Below are 25,993 nucleotides of genomic sequence, written 5' to 3' on the forward strand. Positions count from 1 at the left end.
TTGGCAGGGAGTTAAACGCTGTTAGCGTCAGATTTACTCTTTCAAATTGAGCAAGTATTAAGTCAAATTGGTATTATCCGAAGCTCAGGTTACTTGGGTGCTATATTAGCGATAAACTGCTGATGTAGCGCCTCTAGGTTATCAAGTATTGCTGTCTTTGCGCCGATATTCGTGTGTGCTAGCAAAGCTTTGAGCGTAGCCGGCGATTGTAAATCAGCCAGTGGCTTTGCGGTGCGCCAATGACTGATATGCCACGGTTCGGCAGCAACACCACCACGAAAACGGTCGTAAGGTCGGTAAAAACCATAGCGTTCGAGGTTGCTGTCTAGCCACAGAGAGAATTCGTATTGATGCCCGCCTTCCTGGTACTCCCACGGCTCAAGCTGCAATGATTGCTGTGCTGGTAGTCTATCCCTCGCGTATACATCTATATCTGTGCCAAAATGGTGGCGGCTTGCTCCTGGAAGGGCAGAAAACAGCATGATAGCTCTGACTTTTTCTATTTCAGACAGTTCACTCAAATCTACAGCTTGGTTGTTCAAGTCAAGCACCGGCCGTCGCATGGAGAACTTATGCTCCCATATCGATTTTTGCCTTTCAAAGCTGCGAAATGCTGAAGCCATGTAAAGCGTGAAACCGGCCAGTTTTGCAGCGTTGATAAGGGATGCCAAATCATCCACAATCTCTCGGTGCACATGACGACCGTTATAGCATATGAGATGCGATTCATTCACCCCACATGCTATACACTGTGCCGTCGTTAAGGAGCGGCTAGGCAAGTAACTTCTCCAAGATTTTTTCATAGATCAATGCGAGTTGGTCTAGATCTTTACAACTTACGCATTCGTTCACTTGATGAATGGTCGCATTTATCGGGCCAAGCTCAATGACTTTACAGCCTGTTTGTGCGATGAAGCGCCCATCAGAGGTGCCACCGGAAGTCTCAGGGGTTGTTGTTCTTCCCGTTACTTCTTGAATGGCTGCTATGGTTACATCGAGTAATGGGCCTGGCTCAGTTAAAAACGGTAGACCGTTTAATATCCAATCAAGTTCGTAATCAAGCTGGTGTTTATCCAAAATCGCAGTCACACGTTGCTTGAGTTCTTCGGCAGTTACCTCAGTGCTAAAGCGAAAGTTAAACTGAACTTGTAGGGTGCCAGGGATAACATTGCCGGCACCGGTTCCGCCATTAATATTAGATACTTGGAAGCTAGTTGCTGGAAAAAACGCATTGCCTTTATCCCACTCTGTATCGCTCAACTCCGCAATTGCTGCTGCGGATAAGTGGATTGGATTTTTAGCGAGGTGTGGATACGCGACATGACCCTGCTTTCCTATCACTTTAAGGTGTCCTGTGAGTGACCCGCGACGACCATTTTTAACCACATCACCAAGCTCATGACGAGATGAGGGCTCACCGACTAAACACATATCAATTTTTTCGTTTCGCGCCTCAAGTAAGTCGACAACGCGAGTCGTCCCATTCACAAATGGGCCTTCTTCATCAGAGGTGATCAAAAAAGACAAAGATCCTTTGTGATTAGGGTGGTTATTAATAAACCGCTCCGTGGCAACAACCATCGCAGCAAGTGAGCCTTTCATATCGGCAGCGCCACGCCCATGTAGCATATCTCCTTCAATCGTTGCTGCAAATGGCGGATGTTGCCATTGGCTCTCGTCGCCAACAGGTACAACGTCGGTGTGACCGGCAAAGCAAAAGTGTGGCCCACTTGTCCCTTTTCGTGCCCATGTATTGAGCGTATCGACAAAAAAGTGTTCTTCTACATTGAACCCTAATTTTGCTAGACGCTCGTTAATCAATTGCTGGCACCCTGCATCGTCGGGTGTGACTGAAGCCCGTTTGATCAAGGTTTGTGCAAATTCTACTACTTCACTCATCAGGCAAAAATCTCATCATATTGAGCTGCTTTAAAGCCTAAGTGGTATTGACCTTGATAAAGTAAGATTGGACGTTTGATCATTGCTGGCGCATCTAGTAAATGCTGTTTTGCACTCGTTTCACTTAAATTCTGCTTTTGCTCATCGCTTAGCGCACGATAGGTGGTACCGCGTTTATTTAACACATTTTCCCAGCCTAAATGTTCAAAAAAAGTAGCGAGCAGGGCTTCGTCGATCCCTTCTTTTCGATAGTCATGGAAAGTAAACTCGATATTGTTGTCTTGAAGATATTTTTTTGCTTTTTTAATGGTATCGCAGTTGCTGATCCCATACATCATAACTGTCATAAAGCACACGCCCTCGCAATGGTTATTATCGGCTCTTTGGCCGCTGTAACTTGTTTTAAAGGATAATAACATGCACCAAGTTTTTGTGCATTGAGTAGCACAATTGCCGCCATTGTTTTTGCTTCACTTAGAGGAACATCGTAAAAACATAGTGGCTCACCGAGCGCGACCTTAGACTTACCAAAGCTATTAGCTTTAAGGTATTCAGGCTTGGTGAACTCACTACTGATGTCAAGGCTTAGTAACATTTTAAGGCCGTTGTTTGCCTGCACAATATACTCGCAGCCATTTCTGCGCGTTTGGAGTAGCTGGCCGTGACAAGGAGAAAGCAGCAGTGGCACTCGAACCTGTACGCATACACCAATTCCCAATGCCCCCGATGCAATTACTGCGTTTGAGTGTGCTGAGAGCGGAAACACCTTACCGGTGAAAGGGCTAGGAATATGTGCGATAGGGTTGGCAATTTGTGATATTGGTCGATACTGAATAGTTGGTGAAAGTTCAATCAAAGTAGTAAATACCCGTCTTTTTTAAGCGCTTGTATAGCATGTTGAATTTGGCTCTGCTTCACAAGAATATAGTCTGTATCATACGTTGATAAGGTAAATATTGAGATGTTCGATTTTGCCAGCACGCCAGATATATTTGCCATAATGCCAGTTAAAGAAAATCCAAGTGGTCCTATTACCTCTAGCGCGCGCCAGTGAGTTTCGGCTGCAAGGCTATCGACTTTAAGACTTGACTCACAGACTATGGATAGCTCATCTGATGTTTTGGCTATAAAGAAAATTTCACTGTTTAACACCGCTTGCGGTACTGCTTCATCACAATCTAGGCTATGTATCGTAAATTCTTGCTTGAGCAGCTGCAGTGTTTGCTTTGACATTACCAACCCTTTATTTGGAAAAATACCAAGTGCTTAAAACATAGTATAGTGAAGTCAAATTAAAGGCCAGAGCAGACGGGTAAAAGTAAAAAATTAATTACTGAGAGCTAATACCAATTAGACTTAATAATTGCTTATTTAGAACAACTAAATAAGCAAAATTTTTGTCTGGTTACGACAAAATTTTCTCGCCTCAAAATAGACCACTGAATTAAGATAATTGGTATTAGAATAACCAATGGCTTTTCAGTCACAATTTTCGTGGTTTTTGTGTCGATTTCAATGCAGGGTTATGGCGTTGTATGAGGAAATAGGGCATCCCCAGTAATTATTGTCAAAAAGATATAAATCAAGGTGTACTTTGAGAGGAAAGGGCTCAGTACTGAGCCCTTTGTCTAATAGTAATGATTAAGCTTCGATTTGCGTCGCTTGAATTGCGGTCAACGCGATTGTATATACGATGTCATCGACCAATGCACCCCTACTTAAATCATTGACGGGCTTGCGCATACCTTGCAGCATAGGCCCTATGCTGATCAGCTCAGCACTTCGTTGTACAGCCTTATATGTAGTATTACCAGTGTTCAGATCTGGAAAGACAAATACGGTTGCTTTACCAGCCACTTTGCTGTTTGGTGCTTTTTTCCGCGCGACATTTTCCATTATTGCGGCATCATATTGAAGTGGCCCGTCTATATCTAGATCGGGGCGTTTTTCCTGTGCAATTTCTGTTGCAGCTCTCACTTTTTCCACATCAGCACCTTGCCCAGAAGTACCAGTACTGTAACTGATCATTGCAACTCGCGGTTCGATACCAAATGCTGCAGCTGAGTCAGCTGACTGGATGGCGATATCTGCTAATTGCTCCGCAGTGGGATCAGGGTTAATCGCACAGTCACCGTACACTAATACTTGATCTGGTAACAGCATAAAGAATACTGAGCTAACCAAGGATGCGCCAGGCGCGGTTTTTATCAACTGCAAAGGCGGCCTGATAGTATTTGCTGTGGTGTTCACTGCGCCTGATACCAAGCCATCAACTTTGCCTTCAGCTAACATCATAGTGCCAAGAACTACGTTGTCTTGTAACTGCTCTTCAGCAACAACTTCAGTGAGGCCTTTGTTTTTGCGTATCTCAACCATAGGCGCAATATATTTGTGCACTTCATCTTGTGGCGATAATATGGTCACATTTTCATTTAGCTCTACACCTTGCTGCTGGGCGATGCGCTCAATTTCTTCGCGGTCGCCAAGTAACACGGTCTTCGCTATGTTGCGAGCGCCACAAATCGCAGCAGCCTTTATTGTACGAGGCTCATTGCCTTCGGGCAGTACAATTGTTTTACCTGCACGTCTTGCCAGATCAGTGAGCAAGTAACGAAAAGCCGGTGGTGACAGCTTACGAGTTTTGGCAACGCCTTTAGCAAGACCCTCTAGCCACTCACTGTCAATATGGCGAGCATTGTGCTGCTTCACCCTTTCAATACGTTGCTCATCATCACTGGGTACTTCCATATTAAAGTTATGTAGTAGTAATGACGTACGCCATGTATCGGCCTCAGTGGCAAGAATAGGTAAACCAGTATCCATGGCCTGCTCACACAAGGTCATGATCTTCTCTTCGGGCTTAAAACCACCGGTTAATAATATGGCACCAATCTTTGTACCATTCATAGCCGATAAACAGGCTGCGACCAATATATCTGAACGGTCACCTGGAGTGACCAACAGGGCACCTGGGGTAAAGTGGTTCAGAATATTTGATACCGTTCGAGCACAGAAGGTCACGCGGCGCAGACGACGGTGTTCCATGTCACCTGCATTGATGACTTCGGCTTTCATGTAATTACTCAGATCAATAACCCGAGGTGCAACAAGATCAAAGTCCCACGGAATTGCGCCTAACAGCTGAAATGGGTGCTTTCTAAAAATCGGTAGCGACGCTAATCGATTCATTTCATTTTCTAGTTCATCAGGCTTGTACTGATCAACTAAGTCTGCACGTGCTCGACCATCTTCATCCAGTGGTGCATTGACTTTGTTAAAAATACAACCCAGCACGCGGGGGTGGTTGACCCCGCCGTAATTACCCGCGGCGATTTCTAGTCGATCTTCAAGCTCGTCAATGGAGTCATTTCCTGGTGTTAGAACAAAAACAATGTCTGCGCCCAGAGTTTGAGCGATTTCACGATTCACACGTCCAGCATATGGCTGACGACGCGTGGGCACCATGCCTTCAATAATGGCAACCTCATCATCCTGCACCGCACCTTCGAAGCGCTCTACAATTTCCTCTAGCAAGTCGTCGCCTTTACCATCACCAATCATCTGCTCAGCATAGCTCAGCTCAAATGGTGTTGGCGGAGTAATCGTTGACCCCTGTTGTACGATAAGGGTCGATTTTTCTGGACCTGTGTCTTCTTTTCTTGGTTGTGCAATCGGTTTAAAAAAGTTCACTTTGACTGCTTTTTGCTCAAGCGCTCGGACTATACCTACCGAAACCGACGTTAAGCCAACGCCAGTTGAAATAGGAATGAGCATGATACGACGTCCCATTACTATGCTCCTTTTGCAAGTGTTGCAGCGTCGTTTGCGATCACCCACTCTTCATTCGTTGGAATAACCATCGCAACCGGAGAGTGTGTGGCGTCAGTGATAATACCCTGACCACCAAATCGAGCTTTGAGGTTGTGCTCAGCATTTACCTTCATGCCAAGGAAGCTCAGTTGGTTAACCACTTTTTCACGGATAACATCCGAGTTTTCACCGATACCACCTGTGAATACGAGTGCATCTAAACCACCTAACGGGACTAAGAAGCTAGCAATTTGCTTAGCCAAACGGTAACAAAAAATATCCAAGGCAAGACTCGCTTGAGGGTGATTTTCCTGAGCAGCTTCTTCTATAGTGCGGCAGTCATTTGATAGCTCACTGATCCCAAGTAAACCACTTTGCTTGTTCAACAGCGTATCAATTTGCTGGGTTGAGTAGTTTAGGTGGTTGATAAGGAATGAAAATAAACCTGGGTCTATATCACCACTTCGGGTCCCCATAACCAGACCCTCCAGTGGGGTTAACCCCATACTAGTATCGACAGATTTACCATCTTTTATGGCCGTAACAGAACAGCCATTACCCAAATGCGCAGTGATAATACGAGATGGTGCCTGTTGCAACCCTAAAACTTCAATGGCTTGTGCCGATACGTAAGCATGACTAGTCCCGTGGAAGCCGTAACGTCGTACACCATGTTCGCGGTAGAGTGAGTAGGGTAGCGCGTAAAGGTATGCGGTTTGATCCATACTTTGGTGGAAGGCCGTATCAAACACTGCAATCTGCGGTAAATGGGCAAATGCCGCCTGCGCTGCGCGTATGCCAAGTAGATTGGCAGGGTTGTGCAAAGGCGCGAGACTTGCCGTTGCTTCGATTGCTTGAATAACGGAGTCATCAATAATGACTGACTGTGTAAAGCGCTCTCCGCCATGCACTACGCGATGGCCGACAGCGACAAGATCAGCATCTAAAGAAAGATCTTTGATGAGTTTTACAAGTGTAGTGATTGCAACTTGGTGTGCATCACCACTGTTAAGGGGAACGATTTCTTTGTTGCCTTGGAACTTGTATTTTATTTGTGGTGCTTGTTCAGCGAGGCGCTCGCCCAGACCTGATAGTATTTCCTCTCCGGTTGCGTTATCAATGATTGCAAACTTGAGACTGGAGCTTCCACAATTAAGAACCAAAACATGCTGAGATGACATAATGACTTTCCGTTTTGACAATAACAGTTATTGCGTATTAAGCTTAAAGCTATAGCGCATATAAGCTACGCATTTAGACTAAGGTATAGTTGACAGTAAAGACGTCGATTTTACCTCATTTTTTATATAAAAGTTAGCACCTAGGAGTTATGATGCAAAAAAGTCTTATTTCGCAAGTGCAACTTGGACGTCAATACTCAAAAGAGTGGCCTATGCGCAAGGAATTAGCACCACTATTCCCCGAGTTTCGGGTGATAAAGGCGACAGAGCTTGCTTTAAATACTATGCCTATGCTGGCGGTGTTTACTCTATTTCTGCAAACTAGTCAGTTGGGGTACCAATATTTACCACAGGCGATAGCGGTTGCGCTGTTCTTTTTATCGTTGCCTGTTCAAGGGCTGTTATGGTTAGGAAAAAGGGCGGAAACACCATTAAATCCAGCACTGAATTCTTGGTACACAGAGCTTCACCAAAAGATGGTTGCGAATGGCTACGATACCCCTTTATCCTCTAGAAAGCCAAGATATCGGGAATTGGCGAGATTATTGAAAGATATGTTTGAAAAGATGGATAAAGCATTCACCAAAGAAAACCTGTGAGGTAATGTGTAAGCCTACCCCTAAAAACAGTGGGTAGGCTACAGCGTGCAAGCGCTAATTTAGTGAATCACCCTTGGACTTCAACATATCCATGTTAGTTCGTAAGATTGTGCTATTCGTTGCGCTGATATTCATTAATAAAAAATGATAGCGTCACTTCAACTTTATCCATTTTTTGCAATATGTCTAAGTGCTGCTGCTTAAATTTCCACGCAAATGGTGTCATCATGATCAGGTGCTGTACGCAAGTAAAGTCCATAGTGTGAGTCTGTTGTAACTTGGTACGATCAACTAATGTAAAACCAGCAGGGGTGTCCGGCGCTTTGTGTAGTTTCACATCGTCGTAAATGAGAGACTTTAGCTCAAACAGATGATGCTCTGCTGGTGATATCACAAATAAGCTGCCTTTTGGTTTACACAGACGCGCTAACTCTTGATCAAAAATCGGCGCGAAAATACTGACGATAACGTCAGCAAACTTATCTTCAAATGGCGCCTCCTTAATAGACGCGACACTAAACGCGACTTGAGCGTAGCGTTTTGCTGCATAACGTATTGCTGGCTTGGCAATATCTACGCCATATACCGTGGCATTTGGACAGTGACTCGCAATTTCTCGTGTATAAAACCCTTCTCCACAGCCTAAGTCCAATACTTTTTCAGGCGTTTTCTGTGCTATAAGAGAGGCGAGGTTATCTCTTAGAAACTCATAATGGTGGGTTTCAAAAAATGCACGACGTGCAGCCACCATTTCTTGGTTGTCACCAGGCTGTTTAGACTTTTTATTCTGAACTGGCAATAAGTTGACATAGCCTTCTTTGGCTATATCAAATTGGTGATTTTGATCACAGGTATAGCTAGCACCACCTCGAAACAAAGGTAGTTTACAAAGCGGGCAGCGGTAATGGGATATCATTTGTCTAAGTATTCCCTATCAAAAAAGGTTTTAACCCAATGTGGGCGGTATGTAATAAGCAAAGTGATAGCCATGCCATTTAGCATTGCTTCTGGGAACCACATGATGACAGCAAAGTGCAGGTAATTATCTGCAAGCTCGAACCAAGTATAGGCATCGACGGTGTAATAGTACATTGCGCTGAGTAAGATTTTTAAGCACCCGACGGTACCTGCAAATATAAATGCACAGACGAAGATATATACAAAAAAGTGCCTCGGTAGATAATGATAGCAAAGCACAAATAACCCGTAACTAATGTACACTGGGAGTAAAGCGGTAAAGAGCCATAAATTACCAAACTCCGGCAATGAGAAGCCGTTGAAGTAACCATGTAATATACATGCTAAGCTTGCACTTAGCGCACCTAAACGCCAGCCCAGTATAAGGCTTACAGCGGTAACACCCAAAATATGAATATCAAGTTGTGGTAAAATGCCCGCCTTAATTTGCCACAGCAACGTGAGTACGACAGCGCAACTTAACACCCCAGTTTGTCTTGCTGCAACCAGTAATAATTGTTGGTACTCTTGACGATTAAAGCTAAATAAAAATAATCCGAGCGCGGCGATAAAAGTCACGGCTTCTTCCACATGTTAATGAGATTGGCAATACTAGTTCGAGCAAAACTGTGAGTTACAGCTCAATATAGTGCGATCCTATTTGGTTTTCAGATTTACTCAATGTGAGGGAGTACCTTGATGCTAACCGGTTAAAACCTTCTCATCTAGATAAGCTTTTGCCTTAGCGATAGCTACGTAATTGACAAGGTTTACTCCCCTCAAAAAAAGTCACTTCGTTGATATAATACGATCAGAGACTAAAAGTAGCCCAAACTGGGGCGTGATCTGAAGGCTTTTCAATTCCTCTTAACTCGTAATCGATATCACTTTCAAGGCACTTAGCCATCAAAGGCTCTGTAGCGAGTACCACATCAATACGTAATCCACGGTTGTCATCAAAGCCTTTAGAGCGATAGTCAAACCAAGAGTATTTCTCTGTGGCATCAGGTGTTAACTCTCTAAATGTATCTTTGAAACCCCAGTCCAACAAGGTTTTTAACCATTCACGTTCCTCTGGCTGGAAAGAGCACTTTCCGGTTTTTAGCCATCGTTTACGATTTTGCTCACCAATACCAATATCAGCATCTATTGGAGAGATATTAATGTCACCCATCACGACTAAATTTGATTTAGGATCAGCAAACTCATTTAAATGTGTCATCAGATCAGCATAAAATTGTCTTTTATACGGAAATTTTGTTTCGTGGTTAATATTGTCGCCTTGTGGGAAGTAGCCATTCATTACAGTGACCTCAGCGCCAGAGTCACTTTCAAATGTACCACTAATCATTCTACGTTGTGATTCATCAGTGTCGGTTGCAAAGCCTTTTTGAATCACTTTGGCAGGCTTTTTGGAGAGTATCGCAACACCATAATGAGCTTTTTGCCCATGAAAATAAACATGGTACCCCAGTGCTTCGACATCATCTTTAGGAAAAGCTTCATCATGTACTTTGATTTCCTGAAGCCCAATTACGTCAGGTTGATGTTTTTCTATTAATGCTTGTAATTGATGTAGCCTAGCTCTTAGGCCATTAATGTTAAACGAGACAATTTTCATAGCACTCTCTATTGACTTTGCTGTTTTGTGGCAGAGTTTATCATTTAAAAAGAAGAGGATCAGCGATTGAAGGCAATTAACCTGAGCTTTGAGAAATTATTGCCTTTCTATCGGTGAATTTTAGCAATCACCACCACAATCTAAAGGTTGTACCAATTTGATCCGTCAAGTTGAGCTAATGTATTGGACAATGATACTTGTGCTGTGGAGAGTGAAGTGCGCTACAGTAAAATTTATATAGCGCCTAACACCTTTTTTGCAGTTTAAGACAAGAAAAACTGGTTAGTAGCATTTGAATGTACCTAAAACCTAGCTATCGCAGTCGTTGAAGAAAGTGTTTGTCCCGGTATTGGTATATATGAACTTGTTAAATTTTGTACAAGTTTAGGTGTGCCATAGCGATAATTTTACCCTAGTGTAAATAGAACATTAAATAAGCAGTTTTGCATGATTTAGCTGTTTACTTATTCTACATTGTAATTATAATCCGCACCGAATCGTTCATTTGGGGTATATTATGCTTAAATCTCTCTCTTTCTTAGGTCTTGTTTCTCTAGCTTCTTCAACTGCGTTTGCGTCTCAAGTTGAGTACACGCAAGCTGACTCGTCGCCTGCGACAAAAGTGTGCGCTGTTGCTGCGGAGCAGGGGTTCAGTGCAGCACGTAAAGAAGCTGCATCACTAGGCTTATTTATTTCTCGCTTTTCACCGAGCATCAAGTGTAATGGTGAAGATATTCGTGAGTTTGCAAAAGCATCTCAGCGTATTAAAAGGCAAGAAAAGAAAGTTGAGTTAGTTGCTGAAAAATCTGATGTAGCAACTGGATTATGTATTGACGCTGTGCGTCACGGTGTGAATCATTTACGCCTTAGCAATCAACAGGTACGTAACCTTCGTTGTAACGACATGCCTGTTAAGCAGTTTGTTAAAGAATTCAGAAACGCAGCGATCTAATACCATTTGTTCTAAAATTTACTTAGTTGGTATTACTGCTACGTATCAAAATATACCGACGAATAAGGTTGGTAAAAAAATCCGATAAACAGTCGTTTATCGGATTTTTTATGTTAAAGCCTAAAAAGTCTTTACTACTGGGCGTGTTGAACCATCTATTGTTTATGCTTGCGCTTTTAGATGCTCAATAACGACTTGATGATGATCTTTTGTTTTAAACTTATTGAATACATGTTTGATGGTTCCATCCTGACCCACAAGGAACGACAATCTGTGGATCCCGTCATACTCTTTACCCATAAATTTTTTCAGACCCCAAACACCGAACTCATCTGCGACGGCATGATCTTCATCAGAGAGTAGATCGAAGTTTAGCTCTTTTTTGTTTTCAAAGTTTTTTAACTTTTTCACAGGATCAGGGCTAATACCAACGGCAATGGTGTTAAGTGCAGCGAGTTCTGTTTTGTGATCGCGTAAGTTTTCCGCTTGAACTGTGCAGCCTGGTGTAAGCGCTTTGGGGTAAAAATAGACTAAGACTTGATTGCTCTTAAGTAAGCTTGCAAGTTCAATGGTTTCGTCATTTTGATTCTGTAATGAAAATAATGGTGCTTTATCACCTGCTTTCAAAGTGTTCATGTAAAATCCTTAGCGAATGCGTCTAAAAATGTAATCTACGTTTAAGGCGTGAGAAAGATCTTCAAACTGAACTTTAAAGTTATCGATATCAACATCTACAGGAATATTGAATTCAAGTTCACAGCGCATGTGAAGTTCGTCATCTTGCTCAAAGGTATCCGATTTTAGTGAACAAATACTGACGCCTTGCGCTGCAAAATAGCGAGTCACTTTGCTCAATGTACCGGGAGAATCCAGCCCTTCGTATTCCAAGGTATAACCGGCACTAAATTCCCCTTGTTGATGACTTGAGGTTCGTTTCATCATGGTCAACAAACCCAGCTCCATGCTTTTAGCTGGTAAGGTATGTTCGACACGACTGATAGAGGCCATATCACCGGCGAGTAACATAATGAAAGTAAATTCGTTACCTAATATTGCGATACGGCTGTCGATAATATTACAGTTGCAGTCGCTCACAAGTTGTGTCAATTCACCAACAATACCAGATCTGTCTTCACCTATCGCTGTTAAGACTAGCTGATGGTTTGTATGATGCGTGGTCATTTTAAAACCTCTGATTTCATGTAACGCGCCCAATTAGTTAACGCGAAATACTACCATATCTGAGTTTTAGCGCTAGCGGGATGTAATAAAAAATAGAATCGTGGATGACTGTGTGGTTGCTTGTTTTTCTGGTGCATGACAAGTAACATAGGGCAAATTTTTGGCTATGTAATAGATAGGTCAGCAAAAAGTGCTAAATCTATACTGTCATAGCGCTAATAGTTCAACGTTGCCAATATTTGGTAACTTTGTGTGAACCAATTCGGCAATCCTAAATCATAACTTTGATTCGAATAATAATAGGGTTTGCTAAGGAGTAAATGAGTGCAGTATTGGATCCCAAAATCACTGGTTCTTGGAATTGCCGTTAGTTTGAGCGGCTGTAGTATTTTCACAAATGATGCACATCATGAGAGAAATTATCGAGCAAATGCGCCAGTTAAGGTTCCTGAAGGGCTAGAGAAGCCTTATCGCGATCCTGAATTTGCGATGCCTGTAGGGCAATATGAAAACACCCCAGAACCGGTCAGTTACCGTGCTCCTCAACAAGTATTGACTGTTGCGCAAGGTAGCTGGGTTGAGCAAGGCGAAGAAGCGGCAAGGATCTTTTTTGACAAAAACGATGGTATAGACGATTTACCACAGTTTATCTGGCGTGCTGTTGATGGCGTCATTGCTTTACACGAAGCAGGTTATGAGGTTGAAAATAAAGCACAAGGTACCGTAACAACCACTTGGTATTCGCTCATTAAACCAAAAGATGGCTGGTTTTGGGAGGAGAGCAAAGCCCCTGCTAAACAAAAGTTTACCTTCACGGTAGAGCAAAAAGCACACCAACGTACGGCATCAGTTTTAGCCGAACTAGTTGATTATCAAGGTGAAGAAGCGCTCACGCCATTATTAAAGCGTCACCTAGAGGTTCGAGCGCTTAACGAAGTAGTATCGGAATTTGACTATCAGTATCGTCTACTTCAGGTTGAGCTTCGCAAGCGACAAGGCGTGTTGGCATTAGAGCTAGGCTTTGATAAAGCGGGTAATTCGGCACTACTTACCGAAAAAGGTCAGCAAGCGGTGTTGGATCGTTTTTCAAACTTCCTAGAAAGAAGTAACTTTACCGTTGTCCGCGTTGATAGGGAAAAACAAGAAGTGTTAGTTCGCTATGAAGCGCCAGAAAGCAGCGTTTGGGACTCTATCTGGGGCGAAGAAGCTGTGGTGTTGCCTATTGAAAATGGTGACTACACAATAAGTGTTGCCGAAGCGCAAGACACACGCACATCAATTACGTGGAAAGATGGACAAGGCAATGTGCTAGATGCGAACACCATGAATAACTTGCATCAGGCTTTAATTGAACTGCTTAGGCAGAAGGGTCTAACGATCTAACAAGTATAATAATTTAAAAACGAAAAGAGCTTCGGCTCTTTTCTTTGTTTTTGTGGAAGTAAAAAAATGACACAGAGCACTATGGCTACACGCAGTACCTTACAAACATGGTTTGCGTTTATCGTACCGTCATTGATTGGTATTTTTTTATTTATGACGCCCGTTGCTGTTGGCGAGGCGATGACTATTCCAATAGCCGTGATGGCAAAGTGGTTGCAAGCGCAGGTTGCGCCTTTTATCAAAGATATGATTGTTGCTATTGTTTGTATCACAGGGGTAATGAGTTTGGTCATTAAACTCTTGAAACCGCAAGCACTATTAAAAATAAACATAATAAGACACTTATTTGATGTCAGTTGGGTTTGGCTTGTAACCAGACTTATCGGCATGGTGTTTATTGTGCTTACTTTCAATGGTGTTGGTCCGGAGGCTATACACTCAGAAAACACTGGCGCACTTGTACTCAATGACCTGTTACCGGTGCTGTTTTCTGTTTTTATCCTCGCTGGGTTATTGCTGCCACTATTACTTAATTTTGGTTTACTCGAGATGGTTGGCACTTTACTCACCAAAGTGATGCGTCCCTTATTTGGCGTACCAGGCCGTAGTGCGGTAAATTGCGTCGCTTCGTGGCTAGGAGATGGTAGCGTCGGTATTTTGATGACAGCGCGCCAGTATGAAGATAAACATTACACACAGCGAGAGGCGGCCATCATAGGCACTACTTTCTCAGCAGTTTCCATCACGTTTTGTTTGGTCGTGATAGGCCAAGTGAAGCTCGAGCATCTATTTGCGCCATTTTACCTTACCGTATGTGCAGCAGGCTTCGCCGCGGCAATCATTGTTCCACGTCTACCACCACTTAGATTTAAAAAAGACATCTATATTGATGGCACAGATCATAACCAAGACTCAGAAGCGGTTCCTGAAGGTAAAGGATTGCTTCGCCACTCTTTGGATGTTGCATTAACCAAGGCCAAAACAGCACCAGGTATAAAAGGTACGGTGGAAGAAGGGCTTCATAATGCACTTGATATGGTATTTGCTGTATTACCTGTAGTTATGGCTGTGGGTACTTTTGCCCTTATCATTGCCGAATATACACCAATATTTCAGTATCTAGGTACTCCATTTGTACCTTTCCTAGAGTTTTTAAATGTGGCTGAGGCAGAAAAGGCCGCACAGACAATCGTTGTAGGCTTTGCGGATATGTTTATTCCATCAATTCTTGCGGCAGGCTCCATTGAAAGTGATACAACAAGATTTATTGTTGCGGCAATGAGTGTTACTCAATTAATTTATATGTCTGAAGTGGGTGCACTGCTTCTGGGAAGCAAAATACCAGTAAACTTATGGGAATTGTTTCTGATTTTTATTCTAAGAACGCTGGTAACATTACCCGTTATTGTACTTATGGCTAAATGGTTAATTGGTTAACTAACGCATTAGTAAGCTCCCTACGAGAGGTAGGGAGCTATAAGCATACTACCTAACGCCAGCTACAGGCCTTGCTTATCAGTGCTTGCTCTACACATAAATACCAGCTTTGCCTCTGGTTATTATGAGGAGACGGAGAACCTATCGAAGCGCAAGGTAGCGCCTTGGATGGTAAGTTCCAATATGTTGAAACTGACTATGCTCGCCAGTGTTTAGACTAATTCAGATTATCTATGTCTTTTTTTAATTGGTAACCTTCATCCGTCACAATCTGCTCTAGGGTTGCTACTCGGGATTTTAGCGCATTAATTTCAGCTTGCAGCTGTGCTTGTTGCTCCTTAGTGTGAGTGCCCGCTTTTTTAAATTCCAAACGTCGCTTGTACATCTCACTAATGATGCCGCCGCCGACACAAATTAGTACGATGAGAAAAACCATTGTAGTGCCTGACATGACAGTATTACTCCTTATAAATAATATCAACTTAACTTTGTTTCAACAGAACTTGTTGTCTTAACATAGTTTGTTTAATTTCGTAATGTTATCCGCAATAAAAAAATGGCATCACGAGATAACTCATGATGCCATCAATTATATTAAAAAGTGAACTGACAATTGTCAGTTAGCACTCGATGATATTTACCGCCAGCCCGCCACGCGCTGTTTCTTTATATTTTGTTTTCATGTCATTACCAGTATCGAGCATGGTTTTAATGACTTTATCCAATGACACTTTTTGATCGCCAGTACCGCGCAGTGCCAGCCTTGATGCGTTAATCGCTTTAATCGAACCCATTGCATTACGCTCAATACAAGGTACTTGCACTAAGCCTCCAACAGGATCGCAAGTAAGGCCTAAATTGTGCTCCATACCAATTTCAGCTGCATTTTCAACATGGACAACGTTACCACCCATAATTTCAGTGAGCGCGCCTGCGGCCATAGAGCAGGCAACACCAACTTCACCTTGACAACCAACTTCAGCGCCTGAAATTGAGGCATTTTTCTTGTATAGAATACCAATAGCGGCTGCTGTCAGCAGGTAGCGAGTCGCAATTTCCATATCAACTTCTTTGATAAAGGTATGGTAATACATCAACACAGCAGGAAGAATCCCGGCGGCGCCATTTGTCGGTGCAGTCACAACACGGCCACCTGCTGCGTTTTCTTCATTAACCGCAAGGGCAAAAAGATCGACCCAGTCCATTGCTCGCAGCGGATCTTGATGCGTCTCAACACTTAACTTTAAGTATAAACTTGGTGCCCGTCGACGTACCTTTAGTCCGCCCGGTAGAATGCCTTCGGTCTTCATGCCGCGCTCAATACAGGCTTTCATGACTTGCCAAATGTGAAAAAGCGCTTCTTTAATTTCACTTTCTTTTCTTAGCGTCTTTTCGTTTGCCATCATCAAGGATGACACACTGAGACCAGACTCTTTGCACATCTCCAACAGCTCAGCTGCTGAATTAAATGGATAAGGTGCCGGATTTTCCGTTCTAATATCAAGGGCCGCTTGCTTCTCAGCTTCGAAGTTTTGGTCTGTAACAATAAATCCACCGCCAATTGAATAATATATTTGACTGTGGACGAGCTCTTCACCTTTAAATGCCTTGATTTCCATTGCATTTGAATGTTTTGGCAGTGTTTTTCTGCGGTGAAAAACAATAGCCCCTTGTTTGGGAAACTTAACTTTATACTGTTTATCAAGATAGATAACTTGTTCATTCTCAATAGTATCAAGAATTTCAGGAACGAGATCTGCGTCAATTGTTTCAGGGTCGTAACCTGCAAGTCCTAGAATGACTGCCTTGCCAGAGCCATGCCCAATTCCAGTTTGACCCAATGAGCCATAAAGCTCTACTTTCACCGAGGTGATATTATCAATAATGCCTTGTGCTAATAAGTCTTGAACAAAAAGCCTAGAAGCACGCATTGGTCCAACAGTATGAGAGGAGGAAGGTCCAATACCGATACTGAACATATCGAATGCACTGATCATAAATTTTACTCACATTGCCTTTAAAACGGACGTCATCATAACTTGTCTGTAGAGGGAAGTAACCCAAATTCGGCAAAACTGATGGGGTAAGGCTATTTTTATGGACCACAAACGCCAAAAAAGGGGAGAGCGAGCGCGAAACTACATAAAAGATCTCAAAACAATGAGTCTAATCACTTATGGCTACACTAGCTGGATAAACTGTTTTACGATTTTAGCTGTCGCGCCCCATAGTAAACCATGAGGCGTCATAAACCCTTCAAGAGAGACTGACTCTCCTCTATGGATAAAATTGAAGGTCTGCCAGTTTTGTTGTGCCTTGAGCTGTTTCAAAGGAAGCACAAAAGTATGCTGGACTTCAGCACTTTGTCCTAGCCATTTGGCATGCTGATGTACCTTAGCTACAACGGGAGTGATTTGATAGCCTGTCAACGTGCTCAATAAGGGCAGCGTACCTAAAACTTGAGATTCAGTGACAGACAAGCCAATTTCTTCTTTGGTTTCCCTAAGTGCTGTATTAATAATATTGGCGTCTTGTTGTTCGACTTTACCACCTGGGAAGCAGATCTGACTTGGATGACTGTTTAGAATTTTACTGCGTTTACAAAAGAGTAGGTGTGCGCGGTCATGGACGCTTACGATAGGAAGTAATACTGCACTGTGCACAGTATTTTTCCGTGCAGTTTGATTTATAGTCGTATGCACAGCGCCTTTTGTTTGCTGCACTGGCGTAGCTGATGACGCCAGTAAAAATTGCGAGATTACTTGATCAGTTTTCATTTAATACTGGTAAAATCTTGTTTACTTTATGATACGTTTCCTCGTACTCAAGCTGGGCTTGAGAGTCCTTCACTATACCACCACCTGCCCAACAATAAATTTTATTTTGATGACAAACTAATGTACGAATAGTGATGGATGTATCCATATTTCCACATGCGCTTAAGTATCCTATCGACCCACAATAAACACTGCGCCTATGCGGCTCAAGCTCTTCGATTATCTCCATTGCTCTTATTTTGGGGGCGCCAGTAATTGAACCGCCAGGGAATGCGGCCTCTAATTGATCTACCGCGCATTTGCCTTCGGCCAATTCGGAAGTGATTGTGCTGACTAAGTGGTGAACCGCAGGAAAGCTCTCAATATCAAAAAGAGCAGGTACTGTGACTGAGCCTGGTTTAGCTACTTTACCTAAATCATTTCTAAGCAAATCAACAATCATGACATTTTCAGCGCGATCTTTGGTGCTGTTGCGAAGTGCTTTTGCTTGCACAAGGTCGGCTTGCTCATCGGGCAAACGAGGCAGGGTTCCTTTAATTGGTTTAGTCTCAACAACATTATTTTTTACTTGGATGAAACGCTCAGGAGATACAGATAGCACTGCGCTATTTCCAAGTGTGTAAAACGCTGAAAATGGTGCACGATTACTATTTCTAAGTTTTTTATAGGCAAGCCAAGGAGCACCATCATATGTTGCGCTGAAACGCTGTGCGAGATTGATTTGGTAGCAGTCCCCACTGAGTAAATATGCTTGAATCTTGTTAAACTTATCCTCGTACTGTGTTTGAGACATGTTTGAACGCCACGTTGATGTGAGAGTAAATGCGTTGTAGCACGAGGGCGCTTCTATACGGCTCAAGTAATTTGCTAGTCTATCGGTTTTTGGTTGAGAGACGTAGAACCACGCATTAGCGGTTTTATCAAAAATAAGTGCGTCAGGGTACAGCCCGATATGCGTATCAGGAAGCGAAATATCTTGGTCGGCTGTACTGGGAATTTGTTCAATGTAGCGGCCAAAGTCGTAACCAAAATAGCCAAGCCATCCCCCAGTAAATGGTAAACCATGGCTAGCTTGACTTTGATTCATTAATGCCAGTTTACTTTTCATGATGGTAAAAGCAGATTGATCCATTACTTTACCGTCTAAATAAATGGCACCGTCCCGCGCTTCAAGTGTATGCAAAGGTTCAAAAGCGATAATGTGGTAGCGACTGTTGATATGTTCAGAATCACACGAATCTAACAGGATCGCTTGCGTTTCGTTTGCAAAGTATTCAAAAAGTTCAACTGCACTCAGTTGAATGTCTAATTTAACACAGTTTATTTGCTCATTTATCATTTACTTGACCTGCAAAGCTAGCCCCAAACGGGCGAGGAGGTTATCATAGTTGCTTGCTATTCCATAGTTCAAGGTATTGAAATTGACTTTCTGACGCTGAATAACAACAATTGCCAGCGTAGCGTTTCAATCCTGAACCATACCGTCGAAAATTGAGGAACCGTCATGAGCACAATCCGTCAGCAAGACTTTATTGATAGCATTGAAGATGCGCTTCAATATATCTCATTTTATCACCCACTTGATTTTGTCCAAGCGTTAGAGAAGGCCTACGAAAAAGAACAAAGTAAGGCTGCAAAAGATGCGATTGCGCAAATTCTTATCAACTCACGGATGTCAGCTGAAGGTAAACGTCCGTTGTGCCAAGATACCGGTATCGTTACTTGCTTTGTTAAAGTAGGTATGGATGTTAAGTGGGACAAAACGGACTTAACTGTTCAACAGATGGTAGATGAAGGTACACGACGCGCATACACCAATCCAGACAACCCGCTGCGTGCATCAATTGTCGCTGATCCTGCTGGTAGTCGTAAAAACACCAAAGACAACACGCCATCTGTTGTTCATATTGATATGGTACCAGGTGCAGAAGTTGAAGTGATGATCGCTGCCAAAGGCGGTGGCTCAGAAAACAAAACTAAAATGGTGATGTTAAACCCATCTGATGATGTAGCCGAGTGGGTAGAGAAAACGTTACCTGCCATGGGCGCTGGCTGGTGTCCACCGGGGATGTTGGGTATAGGTATCGGTGGTACTGCGGAAAAAGCAGCGGTACTTGCGAAAGAATCATTGATGGATCCGGTCGATATCCATGAACTAATGGAACGTGGCGCTGAAACAGCGGAAGAAAAGCTACGTCTAGAAATTTTTGAGCGTGCTAATAAGTTAGGCATTGGTGCACAAGGTCTTGGTGGCTTAACAACGGTTGTTGATGTCAAAATTAAAACTGCACCAACCCACGCTGCATCTAAGCCAGTTGTTATGATCCCTAACTGTGCAGCTACTCGTCACGTGCATTTTACCCTTGATGGTTCAGGCCCTGCCGACTTGAAAGCGCCAAAACTCGAAGACTGGCCAGAAGTAACTTGGGAAGTCGGTGAAGATACTCGACGTGTTAACTTAGACACACTGACTAAAGACGATATCCAAGAGTGGAAGATGGGTGAAACAGTATTACTTTCGGGTAAAATTCTCACTGGTCGTGATGCTGCTCACAAGCGCCTCCAAGAAATGATCAACTCAGGTGAAGGGCTACCAGAAGGCGTCGACTTTACTAATAAGTTTATTTACTACGTAGGTCCTGTGGACGCTGTTGGCGACGAAGTTGTAGGCCCTGCAGGTCCTACCACATCTACACGTATGGATAAGTTTACTGACTTAATGCTAGAGAAGACGGGACTTATCGGTATGATTGGTAAGGCTGAGCGTGGGCCTGCGACGGTTGAGTCGATCAAACAAAATAAATCCGTCTATCTAATGGCTGTTGGCGGTGCTGCATATTTAGTGGCAAAAGCGATTAAGAAGTCACGCGTTGTAGCATTTGAAGACTTAGGTATGGAAGCTATCTACGAGTTTGAAGTAGAAGATATGCCAGTAACCGTTGCTGTCGACAGCAACGGTGAAAATGCCCACACTCAGGGCCCTGCTATTTGGAAAGCCAAAATTGAAGAGCTAGATAGTAAGCTTAGTTAAGGCATCGTAACTGAGAAAAGGGAGGCATATGCCTCCCTTTTTCTGTATGTGATAGTTTACATTATCAAAGTGCTTTCCGTTTACGTAAACAGTAACTTCGGGAAATTCAAATAACTTAGATTAAATTCTGATTAAAGACTGGTTTATAGAATATATTTGCCTTTATTTTATAATTTATTGGATTTTGTATTTGTATTTGAGTGCAAATGGGTTTATATCATCTCAATTTGTGGAATGGTGCTAAAGTTAGTGATAGAGTCTAGCCAATTTCAGCGCTATTTGCGTTTGATGAGTCGTAATATTACCTAACATCAAACAGCATGCCCAAGTGGGATTGATAATTTTGGAGAAAAAGAAAGTGGCTGTATTTAACCAAGTTGAATTTGATAATCATGAGCAAGTTGTGTTTTGCTCGGACGAAGCGTCTGGCTTAAAAGCTATCATTGCTGTTCACAATACTACGTTGGGGCCAGCGGTAGGTGGCTGCCGATTATGGAACTATGCGTCAGATGAGGATGCTGTGTATGATGTTTTACGTCTATCAAAAGGGATGACATATAAAAATGCCGTTGCACGACTGCCTTTTGGTGGAGGTAAATCGGTGATCATTGGTGACGCGAAAACAATAAAATCAGAAGCGTTATTTCGTGCATTCGGAAGACATCTAGAACGTTTAGGTGGCAGCTATTACTCAGCCGAAGATGTAAACATCACAACTGGTGATGTAATGACCATGCACAAAGAAACAAATTATGTGATGGGGCTAGAGGGCAAAAGCGGTAACCCATCTCCTTTTACCGCACTAGGTACTTTCCTTGGCATCAAAGCGGCATATCAACATAAGCATGGTCACGAAGATCTCGCTGGAGTTAAAGTTGCTGTACAAGGTTTAGGCGCTGTGGCATACACACTATGCAAATACCTTCACGAAGCAGGCGCAGAGCTTTTTGTTACCGACATTAACCAAGAGTCAGTACAGCGTGTTGTTAATGATTTTAACGCAACAGCTGTCGGTATCGATGAAATTTATGACTTAGACGTTGATGTTTATGCGCCGTGTGCGTTAGGTGCAACCATTAATGACGACACTATCCCTCGCTTAAAAGCGACGATCATTGCTGGATGTGCAAATAATCAGCTGGCTGAATCGCGCCATGGTGAAATTATTCGCGAAAAGGGCGTTTTGTATGCCCCAGATTATGTGATCAATGCTGGTGGTATCATTAACGTTTATTATGAAACGAAGCCTGAAGGTTATGATGAAGCGGCAGCAACTAAGCATGTTGAAGGTATTTACGATACGCTGACAGAAATCTTCAAGCGCTCTGAACAAGAGCAAATCTCTACGCATATAATTGCAGACAAATTAGCACAAGAGATCATTAAAAACGGGCTATAATAGTGGAGCCGTTTAACTGATTTAGAGAGGGGCGCTAGCCCCTTTTTTTGTATGAAAAAGAAAATTTCTCTAGAAGCTTGGCCCCGTAAAGAACACTTCGCTTTTTTCAATGAGTTTGAACAGCCGTTTTTCTCTGTGACTGTTACTTTGCAAATGCGGCGCTTACACGAGCTGAGTAAGCGAACTGAAACGCCTTTCTCACTAACATGCTTGTATGCTCTACAACTAGCATTGCAGCAATACGCCCCAATTCGTTATCGTATTGAGTCAAGTGATATTGTTGAGTACGATGAAGTGGAAATTAGCAGTGTATTTCTGCGTGATGATGAAACATTTAGGTTTGTAAGGTTGGCTCCTGAGCGCGACTTTAAGCGCTTCATAAGTATGAATCTTCACTGTAAAGCTGAACAACTGGATGGGCCGTTACTTAGCGAGCAGTTTTTATCAGAAAGCGTATCCCCAAATTGTGTCCATGTGTCAATTCTACCTTGGTTGTCATTTTCTAGTTTCAATCACGCAAGGCATAGCCGAGATGACTTCGGTATTCCTAAATTTGTTTTCGGAAAATACAACAAAGCAGATGGAACCATGCCATTTTGTATCGAGGTACACCATGCGTTAATGGATGGTCTACACGTCGCTGAATTCGTACGAATTTTACAGGAAAAAATAGATCAAGAGATTTGGGATAGATAAACAAATTTTGCGTTAATTGGCATATGATGAAATAATTTGCGTGCAATGCAATGACACATTTTGTTTATCTTGCTGTTTTTTATGTTTATTCATTAGACTTATGTGGAATATCTATTCAGCTTATTGGAATAAATCTGATGTAAAGTATTGTAAATAGCGTATGCAAAAGGTTGGTTTTACGAGTGTTCTGTATCTTTTGCTGTGTTTTTGATGTTAATTTTTTGTTTTATATATAATTATTACTTATTTATTGACAAAAAATGTTTTCACAGTGAAGTTGACACATCGTGTTGCATTTAGCATTATTGGACGGTTGATATCTGTCAAATGATGTCAGGGTTGCTCTTACTATGTATAAGAGCGCGAAAATTATAAAAGTAACATTACTTAATTGGTTGGGAACTATGTCTGTTAAAATCAGAAAGAGCCTTGTAGCTACGGCGCTTTTAGGCGCGACAGCTTTTGCAAGCAGCAATGTGATTGCAGATCCTTTGAATGACATACAAAAAGTAGGTCAACAAACTCAAACGGCTGCTAAAAAGTCTCAAGAAAAGATTGATAACCTATATGGTCAGTCTCAAGAAATGATCGCTGAATACCGTGGTCTTATCGACGAAACAGAACTGCTAAAAGTGTACAACGACCACGTTGCACGCCTTGTAGCAGACCAGAATGCTGGTATTGAGTCTCTTGAGCGTCAAATTGGTACTATTGATAAGACAAAACAGGACGTTGTGCCTTTGATGTATCGCATGATCGATACGCTTGAGCAATTCATCAAAGCGGACGTTCCGTTTAATCAAGAATCACGCCTAGAGCGTGTTGAGAGACTTCGTAGCATTATGACGAACTCTTCTGTAACGACTTCTGAAAAGTTCCGTCAGGTGCTTGAAGCTTACACTATTGAAACTGACTACAGTACAACTATCGTGTCAAGCCAGGGTTCACTTGAACAAAACGGCAAAAACATCAATGTTGACTTCGCACGTCTTGGCCGTATTGCATACGTTGCTCAGTCGTTTGATCAAAAACACGCTTGGGTTTGGAATAACAGTACTAAGCAGTGGGAACAACTTGGCGAAGAATATCTTAAGCCAGTTAAGAGCATGATCCGTATCGCTCGTAAGCAAGCGGCTCCTGAACTTATCGATCTACCTATCTTTGGCGCGGAGTAATTAATGATGAAGAAACTATTTAAAGGTTTTGCAGTTGCTGCAGCGTTAACAGTTTCTGCTGGTGCCGCGCTAAATGCACACGCGAACACTGAAGCCTTAGACAAAATTTTAGAGCAGGTTAAGCAAAACCGTATTTCTGAAGGTAAAATCAACAAGCAACGTGAGCAAGAGTTCTTAAACGACCGTGCTGACAAGCAAGCTTTATTGAACAAAGCAAAACGTGACTTAGCCGCTGAAAAAGCGCGTGGCGATCGTTTAAACGAGCAGTTTAAGCAAAACGAAATCACACTTGCGGAAAAAGAAGTTGAACTAGAAAACGCTAAAGGTACTCTAGGTGAGATGTTTGGTGTTGTTCGTCGTTCAGCAGCTGACGCTATCGGCTCAATTGAAGCATCACTTGTAAGTGCTGAAAAGCCAGGGCGTGCTGAAGTACTTCGTTCACTAGCGGAAGCGAAAGAACTTCCTACTACTCGTGAACTTGAAGACCTTTGGATTGCTTTCCAGACTGAAATGACTGAGTCTGCAAAAGTTTCAAAATTTGAAGCTGAAGTTGCAGAGCTAAGCGGTGACGTTAACGTTAAAGAAGTGACTCGTGTTGGTAACTTCAACCTAGTAACAAAAGACGGTTATGTTATCTATGATGCGGAGAACAAGCAAATCGTTCCACTAGGTAAGCAGCCAGGTGGTGAGTTAGGCGGTGTTGCGAGCCTTATCGGTGCATCTGCTGATCAATACGTTAAGTTTGCAGTTGACCCAACTCGTGGTTCACTATTACAACTTAATACTCAGCGTGCAACAATGGAAGAGCGTTGGCACCAAGGCGACACGGTTGGTTATATTATCACTGCACTACTTATCTTAGGTGCGTTGATTGCGGTTATCCGTATGCTTGACCTATTCATCGTGAGCGGCAAAATCAAAGCGCAAATTAAAAACGCGAATAACCCGAACACAAACAACCCACTTGGCCGTATCTTGAAAGTTTACCACGATAATAAAGACCAAGACGTTGAAAACCTAGAGCTTAAACTTGACGAAGCTATCTTACGTGAAACTCCACGTATTGAGATGGGTGTAAATATTATCAAGATCCTAGCGGCTATCGCGCCACTACTAGGTCTACTAGGTACGGTTGTTGGTATGATCATGACGTTCGAATCAATCACGCTATACGGTACTGGTGATCCGAAGATCATGGCTGGTAACATCTCTCTAGCGCTAGTAACTACAGCACTAGGTCTAATTGCAGCTCTACCACTAATTCTACTTCACGCTGTTGTTGCTGGTCGTAGTAAAGCGGTTCTACACATCCTAGATGAGCAAAGCGCAGGTATTGTTGCCGCTCACGCGGAGAAGGAGAAAGCCTAATGTTAGTCCTGATGGAGATATGGGAATCTATCAGGGATTTTGTTGCTACAGGCGGCGATGTATTATACGTGGTCGCAATAGCACTCTTTCTAATGTGGGTTTTAATGATTGAGCGCTATTGGTTCCTACTAGGTGAGTTTCCTAAAATACACAAGGAAATAGTCACTAAGTGGGACGCCCGCCAAGATACTACGTCTTGGTACGCACACAGAATCCGCGATGCATGGATTTCTGAAGCGTCTGAAAAATTAGATGAGCGTATGTTGATTATCAAAACATTGGTTGCAATGTGTCCTTTAATCGGTCTTTTAGGTACAGTGACAGGTATGATCACAGTATTCGAGACAATGGCTACTCAAGGTACGGGTAACGCACGATTAATGGCTTCAGGCATTTCAATGGCTACGGTACCAACAATGGCTGGAATGGTTGCGGCACTATCAGGTGTTTTCTTTAGCACGCGTTTAGAAGCGCGCGCAAAAATGGCTAAAGAGAAGCTAGTTGATAGCTTGCCTCATCACTAGAG

At 42.7% G+C, this 25,993-nt stretch carries 26 protein-coding genes; 10 read left to right on the top strand and 16 right to left on the bottom strand.

The annotated features are described in order from the left end of the window. Positions 1 to 89 precede the first annotated feature (89 nt). The 7 genes from EAG18_RS10935 to EAG18_RS10965 form a co-directional block, all read right to left on the bottom strand. A complete protein-coding gene (locus EAG18_RS10935; protein ID WP_275557273.1) occupies positions 90 to 803 on the bottom strand; it encodes a M15 family metallopeptidase in 714 nt (237 codons plus the stop codon). Then, positions 772 to 1,899 (bottom strand): succinyl-diaminopimelate desuccinylase, encoded by a 1,128-nt coding sequence (dapE, locus tag EAG18_RS10940; protein WP_125252417.1) that lies wholly within the window; start codon positions 1,897 to 1,899, stop codon positions 772 to 774. Before dapE ends, EAG18_RS10935 begins: the two co-directional genes overlap by 32 nt. Beyond that, positions 1,899 to 2,246: an ArsC family reductase gene (locus EAG18_RS10945; RefSeq protein ID WP_125252418.1), complete on the bottom strand. Its 348-nt coding sequence runs from the start codon at positions 2,244 to 2,246 to the stop codon at positions 1,899 to 1,901. Before EAG18_RS10945 ends, dapE begins: the two co-directional genes overlap by 1 nt. Continuing rightward, on the bottom strand, positions 2,243 to 2,755 hold the full coding sequence (locus EAG18_RS10950; protein WP_125252419.1) for a PTS glucose transporter subunit IIA: 513 nt from the start codon (positions 2,753 to 2,755) through the stop codon (positions 2,243 to 2,245). The genes EAG18_RS10945 and EAG18_RS10950 overlap by 4 nt, the downstream gene beginning before the upstream one ends. Continuing rightward, positions 2,752 to 3,132, bottom strand: a complete 381-nt coding sequence (locus tag EAG18_RS10955; RefSeq protein ID WP_125252420.1) for an ACT domain-containing protein — start codon at positions 3,130 to 3,132, stop codon at positions 2,752 to 2,754. Before EAG18_RS10955 ends, EAG18_RS10950 begins: the two co-directional genes overlap by 4 nt. Positions 3,133 to 3,540: 408 nt before the next feature. Then, positions 3,541 to 5,688, bottom strand: coding sequence for a phosphate acetyltransferase (gene pta, locus EAG18_RS10960; protein WP_125252421.1), 2,148 nt, complete (start codon positions 5,686 to 5,688; stop codon positions 3,541 to 3,543). Between the two features lie 2 nt (positions 5,689 to 5,690). Then, positions 5,691 to 6,890, bottom strand: coding sequence for an acetate kinase (locus EAG18_RS10965; RefSeq protein WP_125252422.1), 1,200 nt, complete (start codon positions 6,888 to 6,890; stop codon positions 5,691 to 5,693). A gap of 152 nt (positions 6,891 to 7,042) precedes the next feature. Between EAG18_RS10965 and yfbV the strand changes: the two genes are divergently transcribed. Next, positions 7,043 to 7,489: a terminus macrodomain insulation protein YfbV gene (yfbV, locus tag EAG18_RS10970; RefSeq protein ID WP_125252423.1), complete on the top strand. Its 447-nt coding sequence runs from the start codon at positions 7,043 to 7,045 to the stop codon at positions 7,487 to 7,489. A 112-nt stretch (positions 7,490 to 7,601) separates the two neighbouring features. On the opposite strand, the gene rlmA is transcribed toward yfbV, so the two are convergent. From rlmA to xthA, 3 genes are all read right to left on the bottom strand, one after another. Further along, positions 7,602 to 8,405: a 23S rRNA (guanine(745)-N(1))-methyltransferase gene (rlmA, locus tag EAG18_RS10975; RefSeq protein ID WP_125252424.1), complete on the bottom strand. Its 804-nt coding sequence runs from the start codon at positions 8,403 to 8,405 to the stop codon at positions 7,602 to 7,604. Beyond that, entirely contained in the window at positions 8,402 to 9,025 is a 624-nt protein-coding gene (locus EAG18_RS10980) for an energy-coupling factor ABC transporter permease (protein ID WP_125252425.1), read from the bottom strand. The genes rlmA and EAG18_RS10980 overlap by 4 nt, the downstream gene beginning before the upstream one ends. A gap of 232 nt (positions 9,026 to 9,257) precedes the next feature. Next, positions 9,258 to 10,067: an exodeoxyribonuclease III gene (gene xthA, locus EAG18_RS10985; protein WP_125252426.1), complete on the bottom strand. Its 810-nt coding sequence runs from the start codon at positions 10,065 to 10,067 to the stop codon at positions 9,258 to 9,260. 517 nt (positions 10,068 to 10,584) lie between these two features. Between xthA and EAG18_RS10990 the strand changes: the two genes are divergently transcribed. Further along, positions 10,585 to 11,019 (top strand): exonuclease III, encoded by a 435-nt coding sequence (locus EAG18_RS10990; protein WP_125252427.1) that lies wholly within the window; start codon positions 10,585 to 10,587, stop codon positions 11,017 to 11,019. Positions 11,020 to 11,181: 162 nt separating this feature from the next. Here EAG18_RS10990 and bcp read toward each other — a convergent pair whose 3' ends face one another. Both bcp and EAG18_RS11000 read right to left on the bottom strand, forming a co-directional pair. Then, positions 11,182 to 11,655: a thioredoxin-dependent thiol peroxidase gene (bcp, locus tag EAG18_RS10995; protein WP_125252428.1), complete on the bottom strand. Its 474-nt coding sequence runs from the start codon at positions 11,653 to 11,655 to the stop codon at positions 11,182 to 11,184. A gap of 9 nt (positions 11,656 to 11,664) precedes the next feature. Then, complete coding sequence (locus tag EAG18_RS11000) at positions 11,665 to 12,201, bottom strand: ACT domain-containing protein (protein ID WP_125252429.1); 537 nt, start codon at positions 12,199 to 12,201, stop codon at positions 11,665 to 11,667. 324 nt (positions 12,202 to 12,525) lie between these two features. Here EAG18_RS11000 and bamC point away from each other — a divergent pair, with 324 nt between their 5' ends. After that, positions 12,526 to 13,584 (top strand): outer membrane protein assembly factor BamC, encoded by a 1,059-nt coding sequence (gene bamC, locus EAG18_RS11005; RefSeq protein WP_125252430.1) that lies wholly within the window; start codon positions 12,526 to 12,528, stop codon positions 13,582 to 13,584. Between the two features lie 66 nt (positions 13,585 to 13,650). Continuing rightward, a complete protein-coding gene (locus EAG18_RS11010; protein WP_125252431.1) occupies positions 13,651 to 15,021 on the top strand; it encodes a YjiH family protein in 1,371 nt (456 codons plus the stop codon). Positions 15,022 to 15,238: 217 nt separating this feature from the next. On the opposite strand, the gene EAG18_RS11015 is transcribed toward EAG18_RS11010, so the two are convergent. The 4 genes from EAG18_RS11015 to pabB all read right to left on the bottom strand — a co-directional run bounded on the left by EAG18_RS11015 (position 15,239) and on the right by pabB (position 19,137). Further along, the gene (locus EAG18_RS11015) at positions 15,239 to 15,472 is read right to left on the bottom strand and encodes a hypothetical protein (protein ID WP_125252432.1); all 234 of its coding nucleotides are present in this window, start codon (positions 15,470 to 15,472) and stop codon (positions 15,239 to 15,241) included. 169 nt (positions 15,473 to 15,641) lie between these two features. Beyond that, positions 15,642 to 17,018, bottom strand: a complete 1,377-nt coding sequence (locus tag EAG18_RS11020; RefSeq protein WP_125252433.1) for an L-serine ammonia-lyase — start codon at positions 17,016 to 17,018, stop codon at positions 15,642 to 15,644. Between the two features lie 183 nt (positions 17,019 to 17,201). Continuing rightward, positions 17,202 to 17,798, bottom strand: a complete 597-nt coding sequence (locus tag EAG18_RS11025; RefSeq protein ID WP_125252434.1) for a CoA pyrophosphatase — start codon at positions 17,796 to 17,798, stop codon at positions 17,202 to 17,204. Continuing rightward, entirely contained in the window at positions 17,788 to 19,137 is a 1,350-nt protein-coding gene (pabB, locus tag EAG18_RS11030) for an aminodeoxychorismate synthase component I (RefSeq protein ID WP_125252435.1), read from the bottom strand. The genes EAG18_RS11025 and pabB overlap by 11 nt, the downstream gene beginning before the upstream one ends. Before the next feature lie 165 nt (positions 19,138 to 19,302). Between pabB and EAG18_RS11035 the strand changes: the two genes are divergently transcribed. From EAG18_RS11035 to EAG18_RS11060, 6 genes are all read left to right on the top strand, one after another. After that, the gene (locus EAG18_RS11035) at positions 19,303 to 20,829 is read left to right on the top strand and encodes a fumarate hydratase (protein WP_125252436.1); all 1,527 of its coding nucleotides are present in this window, start codon (positions 19,303 to 19,305) and stop codon (positions 20,827 to 20,829) included. Between the two features lie 358 nt (positions 20,830 to 21,187). Continuing rightward, positions 21,188 to 22,228 (top strand): Glu/Leu/Phe/Val dehydrogenase, encoded by a 1,041-nt coding sequence (locus EAG18_RS11040; protein ID WP_125252437.1) that lies wholly within the window; start codon positions 21,188 to 21,190, stop codon positions 22,226 to 22,228. A gap of 51 nt (positions 22,229 to 22,279) precedes the next feature. After that, on the top strand, positions 22,280 to 22,924 hold the full coding sequence (locus tag EAG18_RS11045; RefSeq protein WP_125252438.1) for a CatA-like O-acetyltransferase: 645 nt from the start codon (positions 22,280 to 22,282) through the stop codon (positions 22,922 to 22,924). A 404-nt stretch (positions 22,925 to 23,328) separates the two neighbouring features. After that, on the top strand, positions 23,329 to 24,099 hold the full coding sequence (locus EAG18_RS11050; protein ID WP_125252439.1) for a DUF3450 domain-containing protein: 771 nt from the start codon (positions 23,329 to 23,331) through the stop codon (positions 24,097 to 24,099). Between the two features lie 6 nt (positions 24,100 to 24,105). Further along, on the top strand, positions 24,106 to 25,467 hold the full coding sequence (locus tag EAG18_RS11055; protein WP_125252514.1) for a MotA/TolQ/ExbB proton channel family protein: 1,362 nt from the start codon (positions 24,106 to 24,108) through the stop codon (positions 25,465 to 25,467). Beyond that, entirely contained in the window at positions 25,467 to 25,991 is a 525-nt protein-coding gene (locus EAG18_RS11060; protein ID WP_125252440.1) for a MotA/TolQ/ExbB proton channel family protein, read from the top strand. The genes EAG18_RS11055 and EAG18_RS11060 overlap by 1 nt, the downstream gene beginning before the upstream one ends. The last annotated feature ends 2 nt before the right edge of the window (positions 25,992 to 25,993 follow it).

The organism is Pseudoalteromonas sp. J010, from assembly GCF_003934235.1.
Lineage (GTDB): Bacteria > Pseudomonadota > Gammaproteobacteria > Enterobacterales > Alteromonadaceae > Pseudoalteromonas > Pseudoalteromonas peptidolytica.